The organism is Pseudomonas sp. B21-036, from assembly GCF_024748925.1.
In the GTDB taxonomy this organism is placed as follows: domain Bacteria; phylum Pseudomonadota; class Gammaproteobacteria; order Pseudomonadales; family Pseudomonadaceae; genus Aquipseudomonas; species Aquipseudomonas palmensis.
The window spans coordinates 1,766,449-1,791,027 of record NZ_CP087178.1 but is presented as its reverse complement, the minus strand read 5'-3'; the positions used below and the strand labels follow the sequence as shown (position 1 = coordinate 1,791,027).

The 24,579-nt window shown below is 63.2% G+C and carries 22 protein-coding genes; 16 read left to right on the top strand and 6 right to left on the bottom strand.

Annotated features, from left to right (window positions below):
• Positions 1-660, bottom strand: coding sequence for a GntR family transcriptional regulator (locus LOY33_RS08155; RefSeq protein ID WP_043862359.1), 660 nt, complete (start codon positions 658-660; stop codon positions 1-3).
• Between the two features lie 279 nt (positions 661-939).
• Between LOY33_RS08155 and xdhA the strand changes: the two genes are divergently transcribed.
• The 4 genes from xdhA (at position 940) to guaD (ending at position 7,050) form a co-directional block, all read left to right on the top strand.
• Positions 940-2,394: a xanthine dehydrogenase small subunit gene (xdhA, locus tag LOY33_RS08150; RefSeq protein ID WP_229590431.1), complete on the top strand. Its 1,455-nt coding sequence runs from the start codon at positions 940-942 to the stop codon at positions 2,392-2,394.
• Complete coding sequence (xdhB, locus tag LOY33_RS08145; RefSeq protein ID WP_043862357.1) at positions 2,387-4,786, top strand: xanthine dehydrogenase molybdopterin binding subunit; 2,400 nt, start codon at positions 2,387-2,389, stop codon at positions 4,784-4,786. Before xdhA ends, xdhB begins: the two co-directional genes overlap by 8 nt.
• A gap of 103 nt (positions 4,787-4,889) precedes the next feature.
• Complete coding sequence (gene xdhC, locus LOY33_RS08140) at positions 4,890-5,735, top strand: xanthine dehydrogenase accessory protein XdhC (RefSeq protein ID WP_104572230.1); 846 nt, start codon at positions 4,890-4,892, stop codon at positions 5,733-5,735.
• Between the two features lie 10 nt (positions 5,736-5,745).
• Positions 5,746-7,050, top strand: coding sequence for a guanine deaminase (gene guaD / locus LOY33_RS08135; protein WP_258662417.1), 1,305 nt, complete (start codon positions 5,746-5,748; stop codon positions 7,048-7,050).
• Here the strand turns inward: guaD and aqpZ are convergent.
• Both aqpZ and LOY33_RS08125 read right to left on the bottom strand, forming a co-directional pair.
• A complete protein-coding gene (gene aqpZ, locus LOY33_RS08130) occupies positions 7,047-7,745 on the bottom strand; it encodes an aquaporin Z (RefSeq protein WP_054915596.1) in 699 nt (232 codons plus the stop codon). The two genes, guaD and aqpZ, sit on opposite strands and share 4 nt — an antisense overlap.
• 204 nt (positions 7,746-7,949) lie before the next feature.
• Positions 7,950-8,717, bottom strand: a complete 768-nt coding sequence (locus LOY33_RS08125) for a GntR family transcriptional regulator (protein WP_043862353.1) — start codon at positions 8,715-8,717, stop codon at positions 7,950-7,952.
• Positions 8,718-9,070: 353 nt separating this feature from the next.
• On the opposite strand from LOY33_RS08125, the gene LOY33_RS08120 reads away from it, so the two are divergent.
• The gene (locus LOY33_RS08120) at positions 9,071-10,420 is read left to right on the top strand and encodes an NCS2 family permease (RefSeq protein ID WP_054915598.1); all 1,350 of its coding nucleotides are present in this window, start codon (positions 9,071-9,073) and stop codon (positions 10,418-10,420) included.
• A gap of 162 nt (positions 10,421-10,582) precedes the next feature.
• Here LOY33_RS08120 and uraH read toward each other — a convergent pair whose 3' ends face one another.
• A complete protein-coding gene (uraH, locus tag LOY33_RS08115; RefSeq protein ID WP_043862351.1) occupies positions 10,583-10,936 on the bottom strand; it encodes a hydroxyisourate hydrolase in 354 nt (117 codons plus the stop codon).
• A 383-nt stretch (positions 10,937-11,319) separates the two neighbouring features.
• On the opposite strand from uraH, the gene puuE reads away from it, so the two are divergent.
• The 7 genes from puuE to LOY33_RS08080 all read left to right on the top strand — a co-directional run bounded on the left by puuE (position 11,320) and on the right by LOY33_RS08080 (position 18,247).
• Entirely contained in the window at positions 11,320-12,249 is a 930-nt protein-coding gene (puuE, locus tag LOY33_RS08110) for an allantoinase PuuE (RefSeq protein ID WP_043862350.1), read from the top strand.
• On the top strand, positions 12,246-12,761 hold the full coding sequence (gene uraD, locus LOY33_RS08105) for a 2-oxo-4-hydroxy-4-carboxy-5-ureidoimidazoline decarboxylase (RefSeq protein WP_043862349.1): 516 nt from the start codon (positions 12,246-12,248) through the stop codon (positions 12,759-12,761). Before puuE ends, uraD begins: the two co-directional genes overlap by 4 nt.
• 75 nt (positions 12,762-12,836) lie before the next feature.
• Positions 12,837-13,340, top strand: a complete 504-nt coding sequence (locus LOY33_RS08100; RefSeq protein ID WP_043862348.1) for an ureidoglycolate lyase — start codon at positions 12,837-12,839, stop codon at positions 13,338-13,340.
• A gap of 47 nt (positions 13,341-13,387) precedes the next feature.
• On the top strand, positions 13,388-14,713 hold the full coding sequence (locus tag LOY33_RS08095) for a urate hydroxylase PuuD (RefSeq protein ID WP_043862347.1): 1,326 nt from the start codon (positions 13,388-13,390) through the stop codon (positions 14,711-14,713).
• A gap of 117 nt (positions 14,714-14,830) precedes the next feature.
• Positions 14,831-16,186, top strand: coding sequence for a nucleobase:cation symporter-2 family protein (locus LOY33_RS08090; RefSeq protein ID WP_043862346.1), 1,356 nt, complete (start codon positions 14,831-14,833; stop codon positions 16,184-16,186).
• A 136-nt stretch (positions 16,187-16,322) separates the two neighbouring features.
• Positions 16,323-17,108 (top strand): outer membrane protein OmpK, encoded by a 786-nt coding sequence (locus tag LOY33_RS08085; protein ID WP_043862345.1) that lies wholly within the window; start codon positions 16,323-16,325, stop codon positions 17,106-17,108.
• A 353-nt stretch (positions 17,109-17,461) separates the two neighbouring features.
• Entirely contained in the window at positions 17,462-18,247 is a 786-nt protein-coding gene (locus LOY33_RS08080; protein WP_043862344.1) for an outer membrane protein OmpK, read from the top strand.
• An 83-nt stretch (positions 18,248-18,330) separates the two neighbouring features.
• Here LOY33_RS08080 and LOY33_RS08075 read toward each other — a convergent pair whose 3' ends face one another.
• Positions 18,331-19,239, bottom strand: a complete 909-nt coding sequence (locus LOY33_RS08075; protein ID WP_258662415.1) for a DUF808 domain-containing protein — start codon at positions 19,237-19,239, stop codon at positions 18,331-18,333.
• Positions 19,240-19,394: 155 nt separating this feature from the next.
• On the opposite strand from LOY33_RS08075, the gene LOY33_RS08070 reads away from it, so the two are divergent.
• Positions 19,395-20,003, top strand: a complete 609-nt coding sequence (locus LOY33_RS08070) for a TetR/AcrR family transcriptional regulator (RefSeq protein ID WP_043862341.1) — start codon at positions 19,395-19,397, stop codon at positions 20,001-20,003.
• A gap of 90 nt (positions 20,004-20,093) precedes the next feature.
• On the opposite strand, the gene LOY33_RS08065 is transcribed toward LOY33_RS08070, so the two are convergent.
• Positions 20,094-20,534: a heme-binding protein gene (locus LOY33_RS08065; RefSeq protein ID WP_054915601.1), complete on the bottom strand. Its 441-nt coding sequence runs from the start codon at positions 20,532-20,534 to the stop codon at positions 20,094-20,096.
• A 257-nt stretch (positions 20,535-20,791) separates the two neighbouring features.
• Here LOY33_RS08065 and gcl point away from each other — a divergent pair, with 257 nt between their 5' ends.
• The 3 genes from gcl (at position 20,792) to LOY33_RS08050 (ending at position 24,420) form a co-directional block, all read left to right on the top strand.
• Entirely contained in the window at positions 20,792-22,567 is a 1,776-nt protein-coding gene (gcl, locus tag LOY33_RS08060) for a glyoxylate carboligase (protein ID WP_043859896.1), read from the top strand.
• Positions 22,568-22,624: 57 nt separating this feature from the next.
• Positions 22,625-23,407 carry a hydroxypyruvate isomerase gene (gene hyi / locus LOY33_RS08055; protein WP_054915603.1) on the top strand — a complete coding sequence of 261 codons (783 nt, stop codon included), beginning with the start codon at positions 22,625-22,627 and terminating at the stop codon, positions 23,405-23,407.
• A 119-nt stretch (positions 23,408-23,526) separates the two neighbouring features.
• Positions 23,527-24,420 carry a 2-hydroxy-3-oxopropionate reductase gene (locus LOY33_RS08050; protein WP_054915604.1) on the top strand — a complete coding sequence of 298 codons (894 nt, stop codon included), beginning with the start codon at positions 23,527-23,529 and terminating at the stop codon, positions 24,418-24,420.
• The last annotated feature ends 159 nt before the right edge of the window (positions 24,421-24,579 follow it).

The following is a 24,579-nucleotide window of genomic DNA, read 5'->3' as shown; positions in this document are numbered from 1 at the left end:
TCAGCCAGCAACCAGCGAGGACAGCACCAGCGTGCAACTGCGCTCGCAGTACTGCGTCAGCACCTCGCGGATACGCGGCAGGTCGCCACCCACCACCGCTTCGAGCAGTTGGGCGAACAGCACCAGGAAGTCGTTCATGTTGGCCTTGCGCTGGTCCAGCGCCAGGTAATAGGTGCGGCTCATGGCCGGCTGCAGGTTCTCGACGGTTTCCTGCAGGTAGGGGTTGTTGGCGAACGGGTACGCGGCGCGCATCACCGCGAAGCTCTCTTCGACGAAGGCCTTGATGTCCTGGCGCGCACTGGCGGCGTGCAGACGCTGCTGGATGACCAGAAACGGTGCAAGTTCGGCTTCGCTGCGCGGCGCGCTGGCCACGGCATTGCCCAGCAGGATGTACAGCTCGCTCATCAGGGTGCAGAGGCTGCGCACGTTGTGCTCGTTGAGCGCCGTAACCTGCGCGCCACGGCGCGGCAGGATGGTCACCAGGTGCCGGCGCTCGAGTATCAGCAGTGCCTCGCGCACCGAGCCACGGCTGACATTGAGCGCCTGGGTGACCTTCTGTTCCTGGATGCGCTCGGCAGGTTTGAGCTCACCGCGGATGATCCGCTCGGCTAGGTAATGGGCAATTTGCTCGGAGAGGCTGTCCGGCGCCTTGAACGTCATGGTTTTCCTTCAAAATCATTGAACTGTGCACAAGCGCCGATTGTAGCGCACTTGCCTGCACCTCGCGCAGCGGCACAGGCACGCAGTTGGCACGATTGAAGCAAAACAATCGTCAACCCGGCCCCGGTTCTATGCTGAATACAGAGGCTATCGAGGATGACAGGATCAGCACGCACAAAAAGCTGACCTTGAAGTCAGAAAGCAGTTGACCGGCAAGTCAAGTCTGCCTACAGTCGACCCCGTCCACTCAACAACAATAATTCGCTTGTGAGGCCTTCCGTGATCCAGTTTCTACTCAACCAGGAGCTGCGCAGTGAGCATGCCCTGGACCCCAACCTGACGGTGCTCGAGTACCTGCGCGAGCACCTGGGCAAACCCGGTACCAAGGAAGGCTGCGCGAGCGGCGATTGCGGCGCCTGCACCGTCGTGGTCGGTGAACTGGCTGCAGATGAACACGGCCGGCAGCACCTGCGTTATCGCAGCCTCAATTCGTGCCTGACGTTCGTCTCGTCGCTGCATGGCAAGCAGCTGATCAGCGTCGAAGGGCTCAAGCACCAGGGCAAGCTGCACAGCGTGCAGCAGGCCATGGTCGACTGCCATGGCTCGCAATGCGGCTTCTGTACCCCGGGCTTCGTGATGTCGCTGTTCGCCCTGCAGAAGAACAGCGACGCCCCCGACCTGCACCGCGCCCAGGAGGCCCTGGCCGGCAACCTGTGCCGCTGCACCGGCTACCGGCCGATCCTGGCAGCCGCCGAGCAGGCCTGCTGCCAGGCCGCCCCCGACCAGTTCGACAGCGCCCAGGCACAGACCATCGCCCGGCTCCAGGCGATTGCGCCCAAGGAAACCGGCGAACTCAACAGCGGCGACAAGCGCTGCCTGGTGCCGCTGACCGTGGCCGACCTGGCCGAGCTGTACGGCTCGCACCCCGAAGCCCGCCTGCTGGCCGGCGGCACCGACCTGGCGCTGGAGGTCACGCAGTTCCACAAGACCCTGCCGGTGATGATCTACGTGGGCAACGTCGCCGAGATGAAGCGGGTCGAGGCCTTTGACGATCGCCTGGAAATCGGCGCCGCCACGCCACTCACCGACTGCTATGACGCGCTGAGCCGTGAATACCCCGACTTCGGCGAACTGCTGCACCGCTTCGCCTCGCTGCAGATCCGCAATCAGGGCACCCTGGGCGGCAACATCGGCAACGCCTCGCCGATCGGCGATTCGCCGCCCCTGCTGATCGCCCTGGGTGCGCAGATCGTGCTGCGCCGGGGTCAGGACACACGCACCCTGGCGCTGGAAGACTATTTCATCGACTACCGCATCACCGCACGCCAGGAAAGCGAGTTCATCGAGAAGATCATCGTGCCGCGGGCCAAGCTGGCCTGGGCGTTCCGGGCCTACAAGGTGTCCAAGCGACTGGACGACGACATTTCGGCGGTGTGCGCCGCCTTCAACCTGCGCATCGACAACGGCGTGGTGGCCGAGGCCCGTATCGCCTTCGGCGGCATGGCCGCCATCCCCAAGCGCGCCCGCGCCTGTGAAGCCGCCCTGCTCGGCAAGCCGTTCAACCAGGCCGGTATCGAGCGCGCCTGCCAGGCGCTGGGCGAAGACTTCACCCCGCTGTCGGACTTCAGGGCCAGCAAGGAATACCGCCTGCTCGGCGCGCAGAACCTGCTGCGCAAGTACTTCATCGAACTGCACACGCCGCACATCGAAACCCGGGTGACCGCCTATGTCTAACCATCCTCACGTTGCCAGGAGCCAGGCCGAACTGGCCGAGCTGTTCGCCCAGGGTCTGACCAGTGGCGTCGGGCGCAGCATCAAGCACGACAGCGCCGACAAGCATGTGTCCGGCGAGGCGGTGTATATCGATGACCGCCTCGAATTCCCCAACCAGTTGCATGTGTACGCTCGCTTGTCGGACCGCGCCCATGCACGGGTGCTGAGCATCGACACCCGCCCGTGCTACGCCATCGAAGGCGTGCGCATCGCCATCACCCACGAAGACATCCCGGGCCTGAAGGACATCGGCCCGCTGCTGCCGGGCGACCCGCTGCTAGCCATCGACACCGTCGAGTTCGTCGGCCAGCCGGTGCTGGCCGTGGCCGCCTGCGACCTGGACACCGCCCGCCGCGCAGCGATGGCCGCGATCATCGAATACGAAGACCTGGAGCCGGTGCTGGATGTGGTTCAGGCCCTGCGCAAGAAGCATTTCGTGCTCGACAGCCACACCCACCAGCGCGGCGATTCGGTCACCGCGCTGGCCAGCGCCCCGCATCGGGTGCAGGGCACCCTGCATATCGGCGGCCAGGAGCACTTCTACCTCGAAACTCAGATCTCCTCGGTGATGCCCACCGAGGATGGCGGCATGATCGTGTACTGCTCCACGCAGAACCCCACCGAGGTGCAGAAGCTGGTGGCCGAAGTGCTGGACGTGCCGATGAACAAGGTCGTGGTGGACATGCGCCGCATGGGCGGCGGCTTCGGCGGCAAGGAAACCCAGGCCGCCAGCCCCGCCTGCCTGTGCGCGGTGATCGCGCGCCTGACCGGGCAGCCGACCAAGATGCGCCTGCCACGGGTCGAGGACATGCTGATGACCGGCAAGCGCCACCCCTTCTATATCGAATACGACGTGGGGTTCGATGACAGCGGCCGCCTGCATGGCATCAACCTGGAACTGGCCGGCAACTGCGGCTGCTCGCCGGACCTGTCGGCCTCGATCGTCGACCGTGCGATGTTCCACTCCGACAACGCCTATTACCTGGGCGACGCCACCATCAACGGCCACCGCTGCAAGACCAACACCGCCTCCAATACCGCCTACCGCGGCTTTGGCGGCCCGCAGGGCATGGTTGCCATCGAAGAGGTGATGGACCGCATCGCCCGCCACCTGGCACTGGACCCGCTGGCGGTACGCAAGGCCAACTACTACGGCAAGACCGAGCGCAACGTCACCCACTACTACCAGACGGTCGAGCACAACATGCTCGAGGAGATCACCGCCGAGCTCGAAGCCAGTAGCGACTACCAGCAGCGCCGCGAGTCGATCCGCCGCTTCAACGCCAACAGCCCGGTGCTGAAAAAGGGCCTGGCGCTGACCCCGGTGAAGTTCGGCATCTCGTTCACCGCCAGCTTTCTCAACCAGGCCGGTGCGCTGGTGCACATCTACACCGATGGCAGCATCCACCTCAACCATGGCGGCACCGAGATGGGCCAGGGCCTGAACACCAAGGTGGCCCAGGTGGTGGCCGAAGTGTTCCAGGTGGACTTCAGCCGCATACAGATCACCGCCACCAACACCGACAAGGTGCCCAACACCTCGCCCACGGCGGCGTCCAGCGGCGCCGACCTGAACGGCAAGGCGGCGCAGAACGCAGCCGAAATCCTCAAGCAGCGCCTGGTGGCATTTGCCGCGCGCCAGTACAAGGTCAGTGAAGAAGACGTCGAGTTTCGCAACGGGCACGTGCGCGTGCGCGATGAAATCCTCACCTTCGAGAGCCTGGTGCAGCAGGCCTACTTTGCCCAGGTGTCGCTGTCGAGCACCGGCTTCTACAAGACCCCGAAGATCTACTACGACCGCAGCCAGGCGCGCGGGCGCCCGTTCTACTACTTCGCCTTCGGCGCGGCGTGCGCCGAGGTGATCGTCGACACCCTGACCGGCGAGTACAAGATGCTGCGCACCGACATCCTGCATGACGTGGGCGCCTCGCTGAACCCGGCCATCGACATTGGCCAGGTGGAGGGCGGGTTCATCCAGGGCATGGGGTGGCTGACCACCGAGGAACTGGTGTGGAACGCCAAGGGCAAGCTGATGACCAGCGGCCCGGCCAGCTACAAGATCCCGGCGGTGGCGGACATGCCGGTGGACCTGCGGGTGAAGCTGGTGGAGAACCGCAAGAACCCCGAGGACACGGTGTTCCATTCCAAGGCGGTGGGCGAGCCGCCGTTCATGCTGGGGATCGCGCCGTGGTGCGCGATCAAGGATGCAGTGGCCAGCCTGGCGGATTATCGCGAGCAACCGCAGATCGATGCCCCGGCCACCCCCGAGCGGGTGCTGTGGGGCTGCGAGCAGATGCGCAAGGTGGTGGCGGGCCGGCAGGCGGCTGCCGAGGTGGAAACCGTTACACCGTAGTGCGCCTTTCGCCGGCAAGGCCGGCTCCTACAGGGCGCGATTGCTGTAGGAGTCGGCCTTGCCGGCGAAGAGGCCCGATCAGGCACTGAAGAGGCAACCGACTATGCACACCTGGATCAACGCCCTGTCCGACCTGCACACCCGAGGCGAACCCTGCGTGCTGGTGACCATCATCGAAGAGCTGGGCTCCACCCCACGCAATGCCGGCTCGAAGATGGTAGTCAGCGCGACCCAGCTGTTCGACACCATCGGCGGCGGGCACCTGGAATACAAGGCCATGCACATCGCCCGGCAGATGCTTGCCGAAGGCCGCGAAACCACCCACCTGGAGCGCTTCAGCCTCGGCGCCAGCCTTGGCCAGTGCTGCGGCGGCGCCACCGTGCTGCTGTTCGAGCCCATGGGCGGCGTGCAGGCGCAGATCGCGGTATTCGGCGCAGGCCATGTCGGCCGCGCTCTGGTACCCTTGCTCGCCGCGCTGCCCTGCCGGGTACGCTGGATCGATTCGCGCGAGCAGGAATTCCCCGACATCATCCCCACGGGGGTGAGCAAGGTCGTCAGCGAGGAACCGGTCGACGAGGTCGATGAACTGCCCACCGGCAGCTATTGCATCGTCATGACCCACAATCATCAACTGGACCTGGAACTGACCGCCGCGATCCTCAAGCGCAACGATTTCACCTGGTTCGGCCTGATCGGCTCCAGGACCAAGCGCGTGAAGTTCGAGCACCGCCTGCGCGAGCGCGGCTTTGCCGCCGACAGCCTGGCACGCATGCGCTGCCCGATGGGCCTGGCCGAGGTCAAGGGCAAGCTGCCGATCGAGATCGCCGTGTCCATCGCCGCCGAAATCATCGCCACCTACAACGCGAACTTCGGCCAGCATACCGGCTCGGCCACCACCCAACCCATTGCCAAACTGCTGCCGCCGTCACGGCGCAGCCAAGCCATTTGACGAGAGCCACATGAGCGCAACCCGCAAAGCCTACCGTGCCGCCCTGCTGCACAGCCTCGCCGACCCTGCCGAGGTAGGCGTCGAAGCATCGTATGAATATTTCGAAGACGGCCTGCTGGTCATCGACCAGGGCAAGATCAGCGCCATCGGCCACGCCAGCGAACTGCTGCCAGGCCTGGACGCCGACATCGAAGTGGTGCACTACCAGGACGCCTTGATCACCCCGGGGTTCATCGATACCCATATCCACTTCCCGCAGACCGGCATGATCGGCTCCTACGGCGAGCAGTTGCTGGACTGGCTGAACACCTACACCTTCCCGTGCGAGCGCCAGTTCGAAGACAAGGCTCACGCCGACAAGGTGGCCAAGCTGTTCCTCAAGGAGCTGCTGCGCAACGGCACCACCTCGGCGCTGGTGTTCGGCAGCGTGCACCCTGCCTCGGTCAACGCCCTGTTCGAGGAAGCCGAGCGCCTGGACCTGCGCCTGATCGCCGGCAAGGTGATGATGGACCGCAACGCCCCCGACTACCTGACCGACACCGCCGAGTCGGGCTACGCCGACAGCAAGGCGCTGATCCAGCGCTGGCACGGCAAGGGCCGCCTGCACTACGCGGTGACCCCGCGCTTTGCGCCCACCAGCACCCCGCAACAGCTGGCCCTGGCCGGCCAGTTGCTCAAGGAGTTCCCGGACCTGTACCTGCACACCCACCTGAGCGAAAACCTCAAGGAGATCGAGTGGGTCAAGGCGCTGTTCCCCGAGCGCAGCGGCTACCTGGATGTGTACGACCATTTCGAACTGCTGGGCGAGCGCTCGGTGTTCGCCCACGCCGTTCACCTGTGCGATGCCGAGTGCCAGCGCCTGGCCGAGACCGGTTCGGCCGTGGCGTTCTGCCCGACCTCCAACCTGTTCCTGGGCAGCGGCCTGTTCAACCTGCCCCAGGCCGAGCAGCACAAGGTCAAGGTCGGCCTGGGCACCGACGTGGGCGCCGGCACCAGCTTCTCGCTGCTGTACACCCTGAACGAAGCCTACAAGGTCATGCAGTTGCAGGGCGCACGCCTGAGCCCGTTCAAGTCGCTGTACCTGGCCACCCTGGGCGGTGCGCGGGCATTGAACCTGGAGGAGCGCATCGGCAACCTGCAACCGGGCAGCGATGCCGACTTCATCGTGCTCGACTACAAGGCCACCCCGTTGCTGGACTACCGTCTCCAGCAGTCCGGCAGCATCGAGGAGACCCTGTTCGTGCTGACCACCCTGGGCGACGACCGTACCATTCGCGAAACCTTTGCCGCCGGGCGCAGCGTGCACCAGCGCTAAGGCGTTCGAAACAGGCCGCGGTACAACGCGCCGCCGATCACTGCCCCGATCAGCGGCGCCACCCAGAACAGCCACAGCTGATGCAGCGCCCAGCCACCGACGAACAGCGCCGGCCCGGTGCTGCGTGCCGGGTTCACCGACGTGTTGGTAACCGGTATCGACACCAGGTGGATCAGCGTCAGCGCCAGCCCGATGGCGATCGGCGCAAAGCCGGCCGGCGCCCGCGAATCGGTGGCGCCCATGATGATCAGAATGAACATCGCGGTCATCACCACCTCGCTGACAAAACCTGCCCCCAGCGAGTACTGCCCCGGCGAATGCTCGCCATAGCCGTTCGAGGCAAGCCCGTTCGACAGCTCGAAGCCGGCCTTGCCGCTGGCGATGAGGTAGATCACACCGGCAGCCAGGATGGCGCCCACCACCTGGGCGATCACGTACGGCACCAGGTCCTTGAGCGGAAAACGCCCGCCCACGACCAGGCCCAGCGATACCGCAGGGTTGAGGTGACAACCGGAGATATGACCGATGGCGAATGCCATGGTCAGCACAGTCAGCCCGAAGGCCATGGAGACACCGACCAGGCCAATGCCGATCGGAAAAGACGCAGCCAGTACCGCGCTGCCACAACCCCCCAACACCAACCAGAACGTCCCTATCAATTCAGCTCCCATGCGTTTGCTCATGGGCATCGACATCAGTCAGTCCTCAAGAAGTGGTACGCCTGAAGCGCAAGCCCAACTGCTTGATGAAGGTTTGCGGGAGTGCAACAGATAGAAATCTAGCAGAGGTTGGCTCAAGTGCCAGCAGCCCTGAAAGCATCGCGGGTCAAGCCCGCTCCCACAAGGACCGAGACAATCCTGTGGGAGCGGGCTCGACCCGCGATTGCAGGCGACGCAGTATCAGCCCTTTGCCGGCACCGAGCTGCCGCGCTTCTTGGTTTGCAGCAGGTGCGAGAACACCGCGTGCAGGTCATCCGACGCACTCTCCTCGTCGAGGTTGAGCTTGCTGTCGATGTGGTCCATGTGGTGCATCATCAGGCTCACCGCCTGGGCCGCATCACGCGCCTCGATGGCGTCGATCAGTTGCATGTGCTCGTCATACGAGCAGTGCGAGCGGTTGCCGCTTTCATACTGGGCAATGATCAGCGAAGTCTGCGATACCAGGCTGCGCTGGAAGCTGATCAGCGGTGCATTGCCCGCCGCTTCCGCCAGCTTGAGGTGAAACTCGCCAGACAGGCGAATGCCGGCACCCCGGTCGCCGCGCGAGAAGCTGTCGCGCTCGTCGCGCACCATCTGGCGCAGTTCGTTCAACTGCTCGGCGGTGGCGTGCTCCACTGCAAGTTCGGTGATGGCACGCTCGACCATGCGCCGCGAAAAGAACACCTGACGCGCCTCTTCGACGGTCGGGCTGGCCACTACCGCACCGCGATTGGGGCGCAGCAGCACCACGCTTTCGTGGGCCAGGCGCGACAGCGCACGCCGGATGATGGTGCGGCTGACGCCGAAGATCTCGCCCAGGGCTTCCTCACTCAACTTGGTACCCGGCGCCAGGCGTTGTTCGAGGATTGCCTCGAATATGTGCGCGTAAACGATATCGTCCTGGGTGCCGCTACGACCGGCCTTGCCGGTGCGCGTGGGTTTCTTGAGGGGTTGCAGCTGTTCGTTCATGGGCGCTCGAGCACGGAGATCCACCTATCGGACCCTGACTGTAATACCAGCCAGTAGGGCGATGGCAAGTCCTGGATAGAAAATTAGACGTTCATGGTATTGACGCATTGTACACAGGCTTGGCGATTTCTGCAGAGTGCCATCACGTTATAGCCGTGGCGACAATTTACCTGCACACACCGACAAAAACATTATTTGCATTATTTGTATACAAACGCATAATCCAGCCGTGCAACTTCCTGACCCGCAGGTCAACAACAGGTCTGGTCGCCATGCCCTCCCCCTCGCAGAGCCCCCAGTCAACGCGCAGGACAAGCTCTGAACAACAAGAAAAGACGTGAGGAGTACACGCTGTGGAAAGCCGCAAACCCCAAGCCCCTACGCTGGATCTTGCCCCACCGCTCGAAACGAGCTGGCTGGAGCGGATTTTCAAACTCAAGCTGCACGGCACCACTGTCAGGACCGAACTGATCGCGGGTGTAACCACCTTCATCACCATGGCCTACATCATTTTCGTCAACCCCAACATCATGGCCGACGCCGGCATCGACCACGGTGCCGCGTTCGTGGCCACCTGCATCGCGGCGGCGCTCGGCTGCCTGCTGATGGGCCTGTATGCCAACTGGCCGGTGGGCCTGGCACCCGGCATGGGGCTGAATGCCTTTTTCACCTACACCGTGGTCGGCACCATGGGCTACACCTGGGAGGCCGCGCTGGGTGCGGTGTTCGTATCGGGTGTGCTGTTCATGCTGCTGACGCTGTCGCGGGTGCGCGAATGGCTGCTCAACAGCATCCCGCTGAGCCTGCGTCACGCCATGGGCGCGGGTGTGGGGCTGTTTCTCGGGGTGATCGGGCTGAAGACGGCCGGCATCATCGTCGCCAGCCCAGCCACCCTGATCAAGCTCGGTTCGCTGCACGAGCCTGGCCCGCTGCTGGCGGCGGCGTGCTTCCTGATGATTGCCGTGCTCAGCTACCGCCGGGTGTTCGGCGCGATCCTGATCAGCATCATCGCCGTGACACTGGCCGGCTGGGCCCTGGGCCTGGTGGAATATGGCGGCGTGTTCTCCCTGCCGCCGAGCCTGGCGCCCACCTGGATGGCCATGGACGTGGCGGGCGTGTTCAACGTCAGCATGATCAGCGTGGTACTGGCGTTTCTGTTCGTGCACATGTTCGACACCGCCGGCACGCTGATGGGCGTGGCCCAGCGCGCCAACCTGGTGAACGCCGAGGGGCGCATCGAAAACCTGTCGCGGGCGCTCAAGGCCGACAGTGCATCGAGCGTGTTCGGTGCCGTGGTGGGTGTGCCGCCGGTCACCAGCTACGTGGAAAGTGCTGCAGGTGTGGCGGCCGGCGGGCGCACGGGGCTCACGGCCGTGGTGGTCGGCCTGCTGTTCGTCGCGGCGATGTTCTTTGCGCCGCTGGCGGGCATGATCCCGGCGTATGCCACCGCCGGCGCACTGATCTATGTGGCGATGCTGATGATGGGCAGCATGGCGCACATCAACTGGGATGAAGCCACCGACAGCATTCCGGCGATCGTCACGGCGATCATGATGCCGCTGACATTCTCGGTGGCGGACGGCATTGCGCTGGGCTTCATCACCTATGTGGTGCTCAAGGCCGGCACCGGGCGCTACAGGGAGATCTCGGCGAGCCTGTGGGTGCTGTGTGCGATCTTTGTGGCCAAGTTCGTGTTCCTGTAAGCACTGCGTCGGTTCAAGGAGCCTCGCCTTCGGGCGGGGCTTTTTGTTGCCTGTGCCGCTCTGCCAGCGAACAGCCCTGCAGGCACGCCCTCGAATCCGAGGCAAAAAAAAGCCCGCCAGTGAGAGCGGGCAAGGACCTACGAAGATTCATCTAGCGACCAACTAGCTTCCGCGATAGGTCGAGTAACTGTACGGCGAGATCAGCAACGGCACGTGGTAGTGATCCTGCTCGGCGCTGATGCCGAAACGCAGCACCACCACATCCAGGAACGCCGGCTCCGGCAACTGCACACCACGGGCACGGTAATAGTCACCGGCACTGAACTGCAGCTGGTACACACCGCTGCGGTAATCCTCACCCTGCAGCAGTGGCGCATCGCAACGGCCATCGCTGTTGGTCAGCGCCGTGTTCACCAGCTCAAGCTGCTGGCCTTCGACCCGGTACAGCTCGACCTTGATCGAGCTGCCAGGGCAGCCATGTGCGGCATCCAGTACATGCGTGGTCAAACGTCCCATTGCGTGCGCCTCGTTTCAATCTATGGGCAAAAAATACCCGCACGGCACCGGGATGAAGCAGGGCAGCGTGCGGCTGTCGGATTATTAAGACATTTTCAGCTAAAATTGTACACAATAAATTCGACGATTTTGTTAGCCTGCCGAGCGTACCCTGTAAATACGCCATCAGTCGCAAAGCCGCGTGCCTGGCGGACGCTATCGTCATTTACTGACCAATCAGGCAGGTTTCTTGCAACCTTTTTCAAGGGCGAATGGCGGAAGAAATGCGAAAAAACAGGCTTACAAATCGTCAATAAAGTTGTATACAATCACTCCATCGTTGTGGCCGATGACCTGACTCAGACACCACACCCCCGTTTTCACGTACAAGAAGGAAGGCTGCAGTGAGCGCTGATTATCCTCGCGACCTGATCGGTTACGGCAACAACCCACCCCATCCGCGCTGGCCGGGGAATGCCCGCATCGCTTTGTCTTTCGTGCTCAACTATGAAGAAGGTGGCGAACGCAACATTCTTCACGGGGACAAGGAATCCGAAGCCTTCCTTTCCGAGATGGTCTCGGCGCAGCCCCTGCAGGGCGCCCGCAACATGAGCATGGAATCGCTTTACGAGTATGGCAGCCGCGCCGGTGTGTGGCGCCTGCTCAAGCTGTTCGAAGACACCGGCGTGCCGCTCACCGTGTTTGCCGTGGCCATGGCCGCCCAGCGCCACCCCGACGTGATCCGCGCCATGGTCGCCGCCGGCCACGAGATCTGCAGCCACGGCTACCGCTGGATCGACTACCAGTACATGGACGAGAACCAGGAGCGCGAGCACATGCTCGAGGCCATCCGCATTCTCACCGACCTCACCGGCGAGCGCCCGCTGGGCTGGTACACCGGCCGTACCGGGCCCAACACCCGCCGCCTGGTGATGGAGGAAGGCGGCTTCCTCTACGACAGCGACACCTACGACGACGACCTGCCCTACTGGGAGCCCAACAACCCCACCGGCAAGCCGCACCTGGTGATCCCCTACACCCTGGACACCAACGACATGCGCTTCACCCAGGTGCAGGGCTTCAATTGTGGCGAGCAGTTCTTCCAGTACCTCAAGGACGCCTTCGACGTGCTCTACGCCGAAGGTGCCGAGGCGCCGAAGATGCTCTCGATCGGCTTGCACTGCCGCCTGATCGGCCGCCCGGCACGCATCGCCGCGCTCAAGCGCTTCGTGGAGTACGCCAAGAGCCATGAGCAGGTGTGGTTCGCCCGGCGCGTGGACATCGCCCGCCACTGGCATGCCACCCACCCTTTCCAAGCCGAGAGCGCCAAATGACCGACTTCAAGACCCTCAAGCCTTCGACCCTGGACCGTGCCGCGTTCGTCGCCGCCTTCGCCGATATCTACGAGCACTCGCCGTGGGTCGCCGAAAAAGCCTACGACCTGGGACAACTGCACGAGCTGGACCAGATCGAAGCCCTGCACCAGCGCATGAGCGACATCCTGCTCAGCGCCGATCACGCCAGCCAGCTGGCCCTGATCAATGCTCACCCGGACCTGGCCGGCAAAGCCGCCGTCCAGGGCGAACTGACCGAATCGAGCACCAACGAACAGGCTGGCGCCGGCATCCACCAGTGCACCGCCGAAGAGTTCGCCCGTTTCACCGAACTCAACGACGCCTACAAGGCCAGGTTCCAGTTCCCGTTCATCATGGCGGTAAAAGGCAGCAACCGGCACCAGATCCTCGCCTCGTTCGAGAAACGCATCCACAACTCGGTCGAAGCCGAGTTCAAGGAAGCCCTGGCGCAGATCAACCTGATCGCCCTGTTCCGCCTGCAGCAGCTGTAACCGGCGCGCCTTGGCAGGCACTGGCCTGCCGGCAATCGCCAAAGCCCCGACAACACATAATTAGAGAACACCCGCATGCGCACTTTAGTGATTGAGCCCCTGACCAAAGAAGCCTTCGCCCCTTTCGGTGACGTGATCGAAACCGACGGCAGCGACCACTTCATGATCAACAACGGTTCGACCATGCGCTTCCACAAGCTGGCCACGGTAGAAACCGCCCAGCCCGAGGACTCCGCCATCATCAGCATCTTCCGCGCCGACGCGCAGGACATGCCGCTGACCGTGCGCATGCTGGAGCGCCATCCGCTGGGCAGCCAGGCCTTCATCCCGCTGCTCGGCAATCCCTTTCTGATCGTGGTCGCGCCCGTTGGCGATGTACCTGTATCGGGTCTTGTCCGCGCCTTTGTCAGTAATGGCAGGCAGGGCATCAATTACCATCGCGGCGTCTGGCACCACCCGGTGCTGACGATCGAAAAGCGGGATGACTTCCTGGTGGTTGATCGCAGCGGTTCCGGCAACAACTGCGACGAACATTTCTTCAATGAGGATGAGCAACTGATCCTCGCACCCCACCAATAAGAGAAGGTCGGTCACTGGCCTGCGGTGACCGGCAAGAGGTAAAGACTGTGGAAGCACATCTGTTGGAATGGCTGAACCTGAGCGTGCGCTGGGTTCACATGATCACTGGCGTGGCCTGGATCGGCGCGTCGTTCTATTTCGTATGGCTGGAGAACAACCTCAACCGGGCCAACCCGCGCGACGGTCTGTCGGGCGACCTCTGGGCGATTCACGGTGGCGGTATCTACCACCTGGAAAAGTACAAGCTGGCCCCGCCGAAAATGCCGGAGAACCTGCACTGGTTCAAATGGGAAGCCTACTTCACCTGGATGTCGGGTATTGCCCTGCTGTGCCTGGTGTTCTACTGGAACCCCAGCGTCTACCTGCTGGCCCCCGGCAGCACCCTGAGCGGTGGTGAAGGCATCGCCATCGGCGTCGGTTCGCTGATCGCCGGCTGGTTCATCTACGACGTACTGTGCGACTCGCCCCTGGGCAAGCGCCCCGGCCTGCTCGGCCTGGTGCTGTTCGTGCTGATCATTGCGGCCTGCTACGGCTTCAGCCAGGTGTTCAGCGGCCGTGGTGCGTACCTGCACACCGGCGCGATCATCGGCACCATCATGGTCGGCAACGTGTTCCGCATCATCATGCCGGCGCAGCGTGCACTGGTCGCCGCCATCGAGAAGAACGAAACCCCCGACCCGACCCTGCCGGCCAAGGGCCTGCTGCGTTCGCGCCACAACAACTACTTCACCCTGCCGGTGCTGTTCATCATGATCAGCAACCACTTCCCGAGCACCTACGGCAGCCAGTACAACTGGCTGATCCTGGCCGGGATCGCGATTGCAGCGGTGCTGGTGCGTCACTACTTCAACACCCGCCACGACAGCGCCAAGTACGCCTGGACCCTGCCCGTCGGCGCCCTGGCGATGATCTGCCTGGCCTACGTCACCGGCCCCAAGCCGATGCCGACCGCCCCTGAGCAGGCCGCTGCCAAGGTCCAGTACCAGCCGCTGCCGGAAACCGCACTGGGTGGCAAGACCGCTGCCGAGAAAGCCGCCGAACAGGCTGCCAACCCGGCACCTGCCGCTACCCCGGCCGAAGCACCCGCCACTGCCACCGCTGCGGCGGACAGCGGCAACTTCGACAAGATCCACAGCGTCATCCAGGAACGCTGCACCGTGTGCCATTCGGCCAAGCCGACCAGCCCGCTGTTCAGTGCCGCCCCGGCCGGCGTGATGCTCGATACCCCGCAACAGATCCAGCAACTGGCCCCACGCATCCAGGCACAGGCCGTCGCCAGCCAGATCATGCCCCTGGGCAACATCACCCAGATGACCCAGCAGGAACGTGAACTGATTGGTGCATGGATCGCCAAGGGTGCTCCAACCAACTGATACAAGCTTCAAGCGGCAAGCTACAAGCTGCAAGCCAGGCGCGGCCTCCTGCTTCTTCGCAAGCAGGGCGCCTGAGCCTGCAGCTACCCAGAATAAAAACAAAACCTGAGGTGCTGCATGTCCGAGTCACGCAAGGCGTACATCCCCGTTGCGCCGCCACGACAGCCACTGCCCCTGCTGCAACTGATCCTGGTGGGTTTGCAACATGTTCTGCTGATGTACGGAGGTGCCATTGCGGTGCCGCTGATCATCGGGCAGGCCGCCGGGCTCTCTCGTGAAGAAATCGCATTCCTGATCAATGCCGATCTGCTGGTCGCCGGTGTCGCCACCGTGGTCCAGTCGCTCGGCATTGGCGCACTGGGCATCCGCATGCCGGTGATGATGGGCGCCAGCTTCGCCGCCGTCGGCAGCATGGTGGCCATGGCCGGCATGCCCGGCGTGGGCCTGCAGGGGATTTTCGGCGCGACCATCGCCGCCGGCTTCTTCGGCATGCTGATCGCCCCGTTCATGTCCAAGGTGGTGAGGTTTTTCCCGCCACTGGTCACCGGCACGGTGATTACCTCCATCGGTCTGTCGCTGTTCCCGGTCGCCGTCAACTGGGCCGGCGGCGGCGCGGCGGCCGCGCCGTTCGGCTCGCCGATCTACCTGGCCGTGGCCGGCCTGGTGCTGACCACCATCCTGCTGATCAATCGCTTCATGCGTGGCTTCTGGGTGAACGTGTCGGTACTGATCGGCATGGGCCTGGGCTACATCATTGCCGGCGCCATCGGCATGGTCGACCTCAGCGGACTGGCCCAGGCCCCCTGGGTACAGGTGGTCACCCCGCTGCACTTCGGCATGCCCACCTTCAGCCTGGCGCCGATCCTGTCGATGTGCCTGGTGGTGGTGATCATCTTCGTCGAGTCCACCGGCATGTTCCTGGCGCTGGGCAAGGTCACCGAGCGTGAAGTGACCCCGGGCATGCTGCGTCGCGGCCTGTTCTGGGACGCCGGCGCCTCGTTCGTGGCAGGCTTTTTCAACACCTTCACCCACTCCTCGTTCGCACAGAACATCGGCCTGGTCCAGATGACCGGCGTGCGCTGCCGCTACGTGACCGTGGTGGCCGGGCTGTTCCTGATCGTGCTCAGCCTGCTGCCCAAGGCGGCATTCCTGATTGCCTCGATCCCGCCGGCGGTGCTGGGCGGCGCCTCCATCGCCATGTTCGGCATGGTCGCGGCCACCGGCATCAAGATCCTGCAGGAGGCCGACATCGGCGACCGGCGCAACCAGTTGCTGGTGGCCGTCAGCGTCGGCATGGGGCTGATCCCGGTGGTACGTCCGGAGTTCTTCGCGCAGATGCCGCAGTGGATGGAGCCGATCACCCACAGCGGCATCGCCATGGCCACCGTCAGTGCCCTGGTACTGAACCTGCTGTTCAACGTATTGGGCGGCGCCGAACGCGCCGCGCACAACGACGCCGTGCACCAGCACTGATACACGGGGCGGCGCCTGCCGCCCCGCTCAACCCGAGCACCACGCAGTACCGTCGGCCCCTGGGAGTGGGCCGCTCGGGGCGCGTTTGCGCCGAAAAAACCGCAATCCAACAATAACAATAGCCGGGAATAACCACATGAAACGCATCACCTCTTCCCTCTTGCTGGGCAGCAGCTTGCTGGCCACGCTTCCTGCGGTAGCGGAGGACCTGCTGCTCTGGCACACCAACAGCCTGACGTATCTGTACGGCAAGGACTTTCAGGTCAACCCGCGGATCCAGCAGACGGTGACTTTCGAGCACGCCAACAAATGGAAGTACGGCGACAACTTCCTGTTCGTCGACAAGATCTTCTACAACGGCGGCCAAGACCGTAACAAGGGCAAGAACACCTACTACAGCGAGATCAGCCCGCGCCTGTCGTTCGGCAAGATCTTCGACCAGAAGCTGGAGTTCGGCCCGATCAAGGACGTGCTGCTGGCCATGACCTACGAAACCGGTGAAGGCGACAACGAGGCCTACCTGATCGGCCCGGGTTTCGACCTGGCCATCCCCGGCTTCAACTACTTCACCCTCAACTTCTACCAGCGCAACACCGAAGGCAGCCGCCCGGGTGATCGCGTGTGGCAGATCACCCCGGCGTTCTCCTACACCATCCCCATGGGCCGGTCCGACCTGCTTATCGATGGCTACATGGACTGGGTGGTGGACAACGACGAAAGCCGTCGCGGCACCTACCACGCCAACCTGCACTTCAACCCGCAGGTCAAGTACGACCTGGGCAAGGCGCTGAACATCGGCGCCAAGCAGCTGTACGTGGGTATCGAATACAGCTACTGGAAGGACAAATACGGCATCGAGGACAGCGATCGCCTCAAGACCAACCAGAGCGTGACCAGTGCGCTGATCAAGGTTCACTTCTAAAACCTGATCGAACGCACAGTTTTTGTCGCACACGCTCCATAACGGAGCACTTGAGGGACGGCGCGCAAGCCAGTAATCTGCGCGCCCCCTCGCTCAGGGTAGGACCCCTCCTACCTGCGTTTACTGACCGCTCAGTCAATGAATTCGGGCGGTTGGTAAGCGTATTGCCAGCCTCACGCCCCTTGTTCAACTGTTCAGAAAGACGTCGAGCAGGCCCGTTGCGCCAACCCGCCAAGGTTGGCTCAGCTCTTGCGAACGCGCTGTGGCCGATCGAAAAAAGCTGACCAAAAAGACAACACGTTGAACCAGAACGGCGCCGACACAGAGTGCCGAATCAATCAAGGGAGCACGCAATGCGCATTACCAACAGCCTGATGCTTGCAGGCGGCCTGCTGGCGGCAAGTACCGCCACCGCCGGTGACCTGCTGCAGTGGCAGAACAACAGCCTGACCTACCTCTACGGCAAAGACTTTACGGTCAACCCGCAGATCCAGCAGACCTTCACTTTCGAGCACGCCGATGCCTGGAAGTACGGCGACAACTTCCTGTTCATCGACAAGATCTTCTACAACGGCAAGAAGGACGGCAACGTCGGCCCGAACACCTACTACGGCGAGTTCACCCCGCGCCTGTCGTTCGGCAAGATCTTCGACCAGAAACTGGAGTTCGGCCCGGTCAAGGATGTGCTGCTGGCCATGACCTACGAGTTTGGCGAGGGAGACAACGAGTCGTACCTGATCGGCCCAGGCTTCGACCTGGCCATCCCCGGCTTCGACTACTTCCAGCTCAACTTCTACCAGCGCCACACCGAGGGCAGCCGCGCCGGTGACAACGTATGGCAGATCACCCCGGTGTGGTCGTACACCATTCCCGTGGGCAAGTCGGACATCCTGATCGACGGCTACATGGACTGGGTGGTGGACAACGACGAGACCCGGCGTCGCGGCACCTATCATTCCAACCTGCACTTCAACCCGCAGATCAAGTATGACCTGGGCAAGGCCCTGAACCTGGGCGAAAAACAGCTGTACGTCGGTTTCGAATACGACTACTGGAAAGACAAGTACGGCATCAAGGACAGCGACGCCTTCGATACCGACCAGAACACCGCGAGCCTGCTGGTGAAAGTGCACTTCTGACCGGGTTGCGTTCTTCGCCGGCAAGGCCGGCTCCTACAGAGGGCTCACTCCTGTAGGAGCCGGCCTTGCCGGCGAAGAGGCCATCAGCCCCGGATGGCCTTCCAGAGCTTGCCCACCACGGCAACCACCGCCAGCACCGCAGCCCCCGCCACTACGCCCACGCCGGCATTGAGCAAGGCCGTCGTCAGCGCCCCGCCACGCCCTTCGCCGAAGGCCTCGATGGCATGATGCAGCGGCGCGATGCCATGCACCAGAATCCCGCCACCTACCAGGAACATCGCCGCGGTGCCGATCACCGACAGGCTTTTCATCATGTAGGGCGCCGCACTCAAAATGCCGTTGCCGATGGCCTTGGCTGCACGCGAGGCCTTTTGCGTCAGCCACAGGCCCAGGTCATCCAGCTTGACGATCCCCGCCACTAGCCCGTACACGCCGATCGTCATCACGATCGCGATGCCCGACAGCACGATGATCTGCTGGGGCAGGGGCGCATCGGCCACGGTGCCCAGCGTGATGGCGATGATCTCGGCCGAGAGAATGAAGTCGGTACGCACCGCGCCCTTGATCTTGTCTTTCTCGAACGTCACCAGGTCGATCGCCGGGTTGGCCACTGCTTCGGTCAATGCCGCATGCCCGGCCTTGGCCTCCTCGGCGCTGTGCAGAAACCTGTGCGCGAGCTTTTCGAACCCCTCGAAGCACAGGTAGGCGCCGCCGAGCATCAGCAGCGGGGTTACCGCCCACGGGATGAATGCGCTGATCAGCAACGCAGCCGGCACCAGGATCAGCTTGTTCAGGAACGAGCCCTTGGCCACCGCCCACACCACCGGCAGTTCCCGCTCGGCGCGCACACCCGTGACCTTCTGGGCATTGAGGGCCAGATCATCACCCAGTACGCCGGCGGTCTTCTTGGCCGCGACCTTGGTCATGACCGAGACATCGTCGAGTACCGTGGCGATATCGTCGATCAGTACCAGCAAACTGCTTGCAGCCATGATTCATGTTCCGTTGAGGTGAGATGGCGCCAAGCTTAGCCTGTCGATGGGCAAAAGGGGCGACCTTGAGCGCTTCGCGAACGCGGTGCTACCATGCGCAACCGCCTGCCCAGGCCTGTTGCCGCACGCGGCCAGATACAAGGAACAGCGCCACCATGAGCACCATTCGCGAGCGCAACAAAGAACTGATCCTGCGGGCCGCCAGCGAGGAGTTCGCCGACAAGGGCTTCGCCGCCACCAAGACCAGCGACATCGCGGCCAAGGCCGGCCTGCCCAAGCCCAACGTCTACTACTACTTCAAATCCAAGGAAAACCTCTACCGCGAGGTGCTCGAAAGCATCATCGAGCCGATCATGCAGGCCTCCACCCCGTTCAATGCCGACGGTGAGCCGCAAGAGGTGCTCAGTGCCTACATCCGCTCCAAGGTGCGCATCTCCCGCGACCTGCCCTTCGCGTCCAAGGTGTTCGCCAGCGAGATCATGCACGGCGCGCCGCACCTTAGCGCCAGCCAGGTCGAGCAGCTCAACGTGCAGGCACGGCACAACATCGAATGCATCCAGGGCTGGATCGAACGCGGCCTGATCGCCCCGGTCGACCCGCACCACCTGATGTTCAGCATCTGGGCTGCAACCCAGACCTATGCCGATTTCGACTGGCAGATCTCGGTGGTCACCGGCAAGGCCAAGCTCGAGGACAGCGACTACGAGGCGGCGGCGCAGACCATCATCCGGCTGGTGCTCAAGGGCTGTGCGCCGGACGCCTGACAGATAGCGGCGATTGCATCGCGGGTCAAGCCCGCTCCCACAAAAACACCAGTGATCTTTGTGGGAGCGGGCTTGACCCGCGATAGGGCCTTAAGCCGCTACCCCCGCATCCGCCGTCAACCCCGCCTCTTCGATCGCACTGATCGCGCACTGCTCGTCGATATCCGACGTATCACCGCTGATACCGATCGCGCCCAGCACTGCCCCGCTCTGATCCCGAATCAGCACCCCACCCGGCGCCGGCACCACCGGGCTCTGGCCCAACCCGTTGAGCGCGGCGAAGAACGCCGGGCGCTGCTGCGCGTCCAGCGCCAGCAGGCGCGAGCCCTTGCCCAGCGCAATCGCGCCCCATGCCTTGCCCATCGCCACCTGCGGACGCAGCAGGCTGGCGCCGTCCTCGCGCTGCAGGGTCAGCAGGTGCCCACCGGCATCGAGCACCACCACGGTCAGCGGCGCCGCCGAGATCCTGCGGCCGGCCGCCAGCGCGCCATTCACCAGGCTCACCGCTACTTTCAAGCTCAGAACGTTCATCCAAAGGTCCTCTTGTTGTTAGAAGCCCACGTGGGCAAGTGAAAAACCAATACAACAAATAGAACACAATGAAGAATATTTTTGTATACAATAATTCACTCCATCCGACCAAAACCCGTCACAACCCCTTTTTTACGGGGTAACGACGAAAGCACCCAGTGGCGGATGAAAATGGATTGACCAGAGTCGCCTGCCGTGAATACACTCTGTCGAAAAGCAATTTGTATACAATTACAAAATCTAAGAGGCACAAAACCATGAGCAAAATGAGAGCAATCGATGCAGCCGTGCTGGTCATGCGCCGTGAAGGCGTCGACACCGCATTCGGCATCCCGGGCGCCGCGATCAACCCGCTGTATTCGGCCCTGAAGAAAGTCGGCGGCATCGATCACGTCCTTGCTCGTCACGTGGAAGGTGCCTCGCACATGGCCGAGGGCTACACCCGTACCAAGGCCGGCAACATCGGCGTGTGCATCGGCACCTCCGGCCCTGCCGGCACCGACATGGTCACCGGCCTGTACAGCGCCTCGGCCGACTCCATCCCGATCCTGTGCATCACCGGCCAGGCGCCCCGCTCGCGCCTGCACAAGGAAGACTTCCAGGCCGTCGACATCACCAGCATCGTCAAGCCGGTCACCAAGTGGGCCACCACCGTGCTCGAACCTGGCCAGGTGCCGTATGCGTTCCAGAAAGCCTTCTATGAAATGCGCACCGGCCGTCCTGGCCCGGTACTGATCGACCTGCCGTTCGACGTGCAGATGGCCGAGATCGAATTCGACATCGACGCCTACCAGCCGCTGCCGGTGAGCAAGCCGTCGGCCAACCGCGTGCAGGTCGAGAAGGCCCTGGCCATGCTCGACTCCGCCGAGCGTCCGCTGCTGGTGGCCGGTGGCGGCATCATCAACGCCGATGCCAGCGACAAGCTGGTGGAATTCGCCGAACTCACCGGTATCCCGGTCATCCCGACCCTGATGGGCTGGGGCACCATCCCTGACGACCACCCGCTGATGGTGGGCATGGTCGGCCTGCAGACCTCGCACCGCTACGGCAACGCGACCATGCTCAAGTCGGACGTGGTGCTGGGCATCGGCAACCGCTGGGCCAACCGCCATACCGGCTCGGTGGATGTGTACACCGAAGGCCGTCGCTTCATTCACGTCGACATCGAACCGACCCAGATCGGCCGCGTGTTCACCCCGGACCTGGGTATCGTGTCCGACGCCGGCGCCGCACTGGACGTGTTCCTGGAAGTGGCCCGCGAGTGGAAAGCCGCCGGCAAGCTCAAGGACCGTGGCGAGTGGCTCAAGGACTGCCAGCAGCGCAAGGCCAGCCTGCACCGCAAGACCCACTTCGACAACGTGCCGGTCAAACCGCAGCGCGTGTACCAGGAAATGAACCAGGTGTTCGGCAAGGACACCTGCTACGTCAGCACCATCGGCCTGTCGCAGATCGCCGGTGCGCAGTTCCTGCACGTGTACAAGCCGCGTCACTGGATCAACTGCGGCCAGGCCGGCCCGCTGGGCTGGACCATTCCTGCGGCACTGGGCGTGGTCAAGGCCGACCCGTCGCGCAAGGTCGTGGCACTGTCGGGCGACTATGACTTCCAGTTCATGATCGAAGAGCTGGCGGTGGGCGCGCAGTTCAACCTGCCGTACATCCACGTGGTGGTGAACAACTCCTACCTGGGGCTGATCCGCCAGGCCCAACGCGGCTTCGAGATGGATTACTGTGTACAGCTGGCGTTCGAGAACCTCAACGCCCCGGAACTGAACGGCTACGGCGTGGACCACGTCGCGGTTGTAGAAGGTCTGGGTTGCAAGGCACTGCGCGTGTTCAAGCCGGAAGAAATCCAGCCGGCCCTGCGCAAGGCCCAGCAGATGGCCGAAGAGTTCAAGGTGCCGGTCGTGGTCGAGGTGATCCTCGAGCGCGTGACCAATATTTCCATGGGTACCGAAATCAACGCGGTCAACGAATTCGAAGACCTGGCGCTGGTCGGCAACGACGCGCCAACCGCGATCTCGCTGCTCGACTGACTGTTGTAGCGGCCCTGCTGCCCCGCGCACAGGGCCCACTTTTGCAAGGAGACAACCATGCCTCGTTTCGCCGCCAACCTGTCCATGCTGTTCACCGAGCAGGACTTTCTCGCCCGTTTCAAGGCTGCTGCCGACGCCGGCTTCAGCGGGGTCGAGTACCTCTTCCCGTACGATTTCAGCTCGGCTGAAATCAAGCAGCACCTGGACAGCAACGGCCTGACCCAGGTGCTGTTCAACCTGCCGGCCGGCGACTGGGCCAAAGGTGATCGCGGCATCGCCTGCGACCCTTCCCGTGTCGAGGAATTCCGTGCCGGCGTGGACCTGGCCATTGCCTACGCCCAGGTACTGGGCAACACCCAGGTCAACTGCCTGGCCGGCATTCGCCCACAAGGCCCGGACTGCGCCACGGTGCGCAAGACCTTCGTCGACAACCTGAAGTTCGCCGCCGACAAGCTGCAGGCAGCAGGCATCAAGCTGGTGATGGAGATGATCAACACCCGCGACATCCCGGGCTTCTACCTGAACACCACCAAGCAGGCGCTGGAGATCCAGGCCGAAGTGGGCAGCACCAACCTGTTCCTGCAGTACGACATCTACCACATGCAGATCATGGAAGGTGACCTGGCCCGCACGATGGAAGGCAACCTGGCCAAGATCAACCACATCCAGCTGGCCGACAACCCGGGCCGCAACGAGCCGGGCACCGGCGAGATCAACTACCGCTTCCTGTTCGAGCACCTGGACCGTATCGGCTACCAGGGCTGGGTAGGCTGCGAATACAAGCCGCTGACCACCACCGAAGCGGGCCTTGGCTGGCTCAAGACCCACAACGCGATCTGAACCCCACATAACCCCTGTAGGAGCCAGCCTTGCTGGCGAAGGGGCCTGACCGAACACCTCATGGCCCCATTCGCCGGCAAGGCCGGCTCCTACATGTACAAAAACAAGAGGTAATTGTAATGGCTAAAATCGGATTCATCGGCACCGGCATCATGGGCCTTCCAATGGCTCAGAACCTGCAGAAGGCAGGTCACAGCCTGTTCCTTTCCTCGCACCACGGCGCCGCGCCGAGCGACCTGATCGCCGCCGGCGGCGTGGCCCTGGCCAACCCCAAGGAAGTGGCCCAGGAAGCCGAGTTCATCATCGTCATGGTGCCGGACACTCCCCAGGTCGAAGCCGTGCTGTTCGGTGAAAACGGCGTGGCCCAGGGCATTGGCCCGAACAAGGTGGTGATCGACATGAGCTCGATCTCCCCTACCGCCACCAAAGCCTTCGCCGAGAAGATCAAGGCCACCGGCGCCACCTACCTCGACGCCCCGGTGTCCGGTGGTGAAGTCGGCGCCAAGGCCGCGACCCTGAGCATCATGGTCGGCGGTTGCCCCAAAGCCTTCGAACGTGCCCAGCCGCTGTTCCAGGCCATGGGCAAGAACATCACCCACGTGGGTGGCAGTGGTGACGGCCAGACCGCCAAGGTCGCCAACCAGATCATCGTGGCCCTGAACATCCAGGCCGTTGCCGAAGCCCTGCTGTTCGCCGCCAAGAACGGCGCCGACCCGGCCAAGGTGCGCGAAGCACTGATGGGCGGCTTTGCCTCCTCGAAAATCCTCGAAGTGCACGGCGAGCGCATGATCAAGGGCACCTTCGACCCGGGCTTTCGCATCAGCCTGCACCAGAAGGACCTGAACCTGGCCCTGCAGGGTGCCAAGGAGCTGAACATCAACCTGCCCAACACCGCCAATGCCCAACAGGTGTTCAGCACCTGCGCGGCCATCGGTGGCGCCAACTGGGACCACTCGGCGCTGGTCAAGGGCCTTGAGCACATGGCCAACTTCTCGATCCGCGGCGACAAGTAAGCGTCAAGCGGCAGGTTTCATGCGGCAAGACCGGCAGACCGCGCATCGGTCCGCTGCCTCTCGCAGCTTGTAGCCTGAAGCTTGCCGCGCTAAAGAGCACCACCCGCCCTTGGGCCCGTCTGCACGGAGGCAGGCCCAGGGGCGTTTTCGATTCTGCAA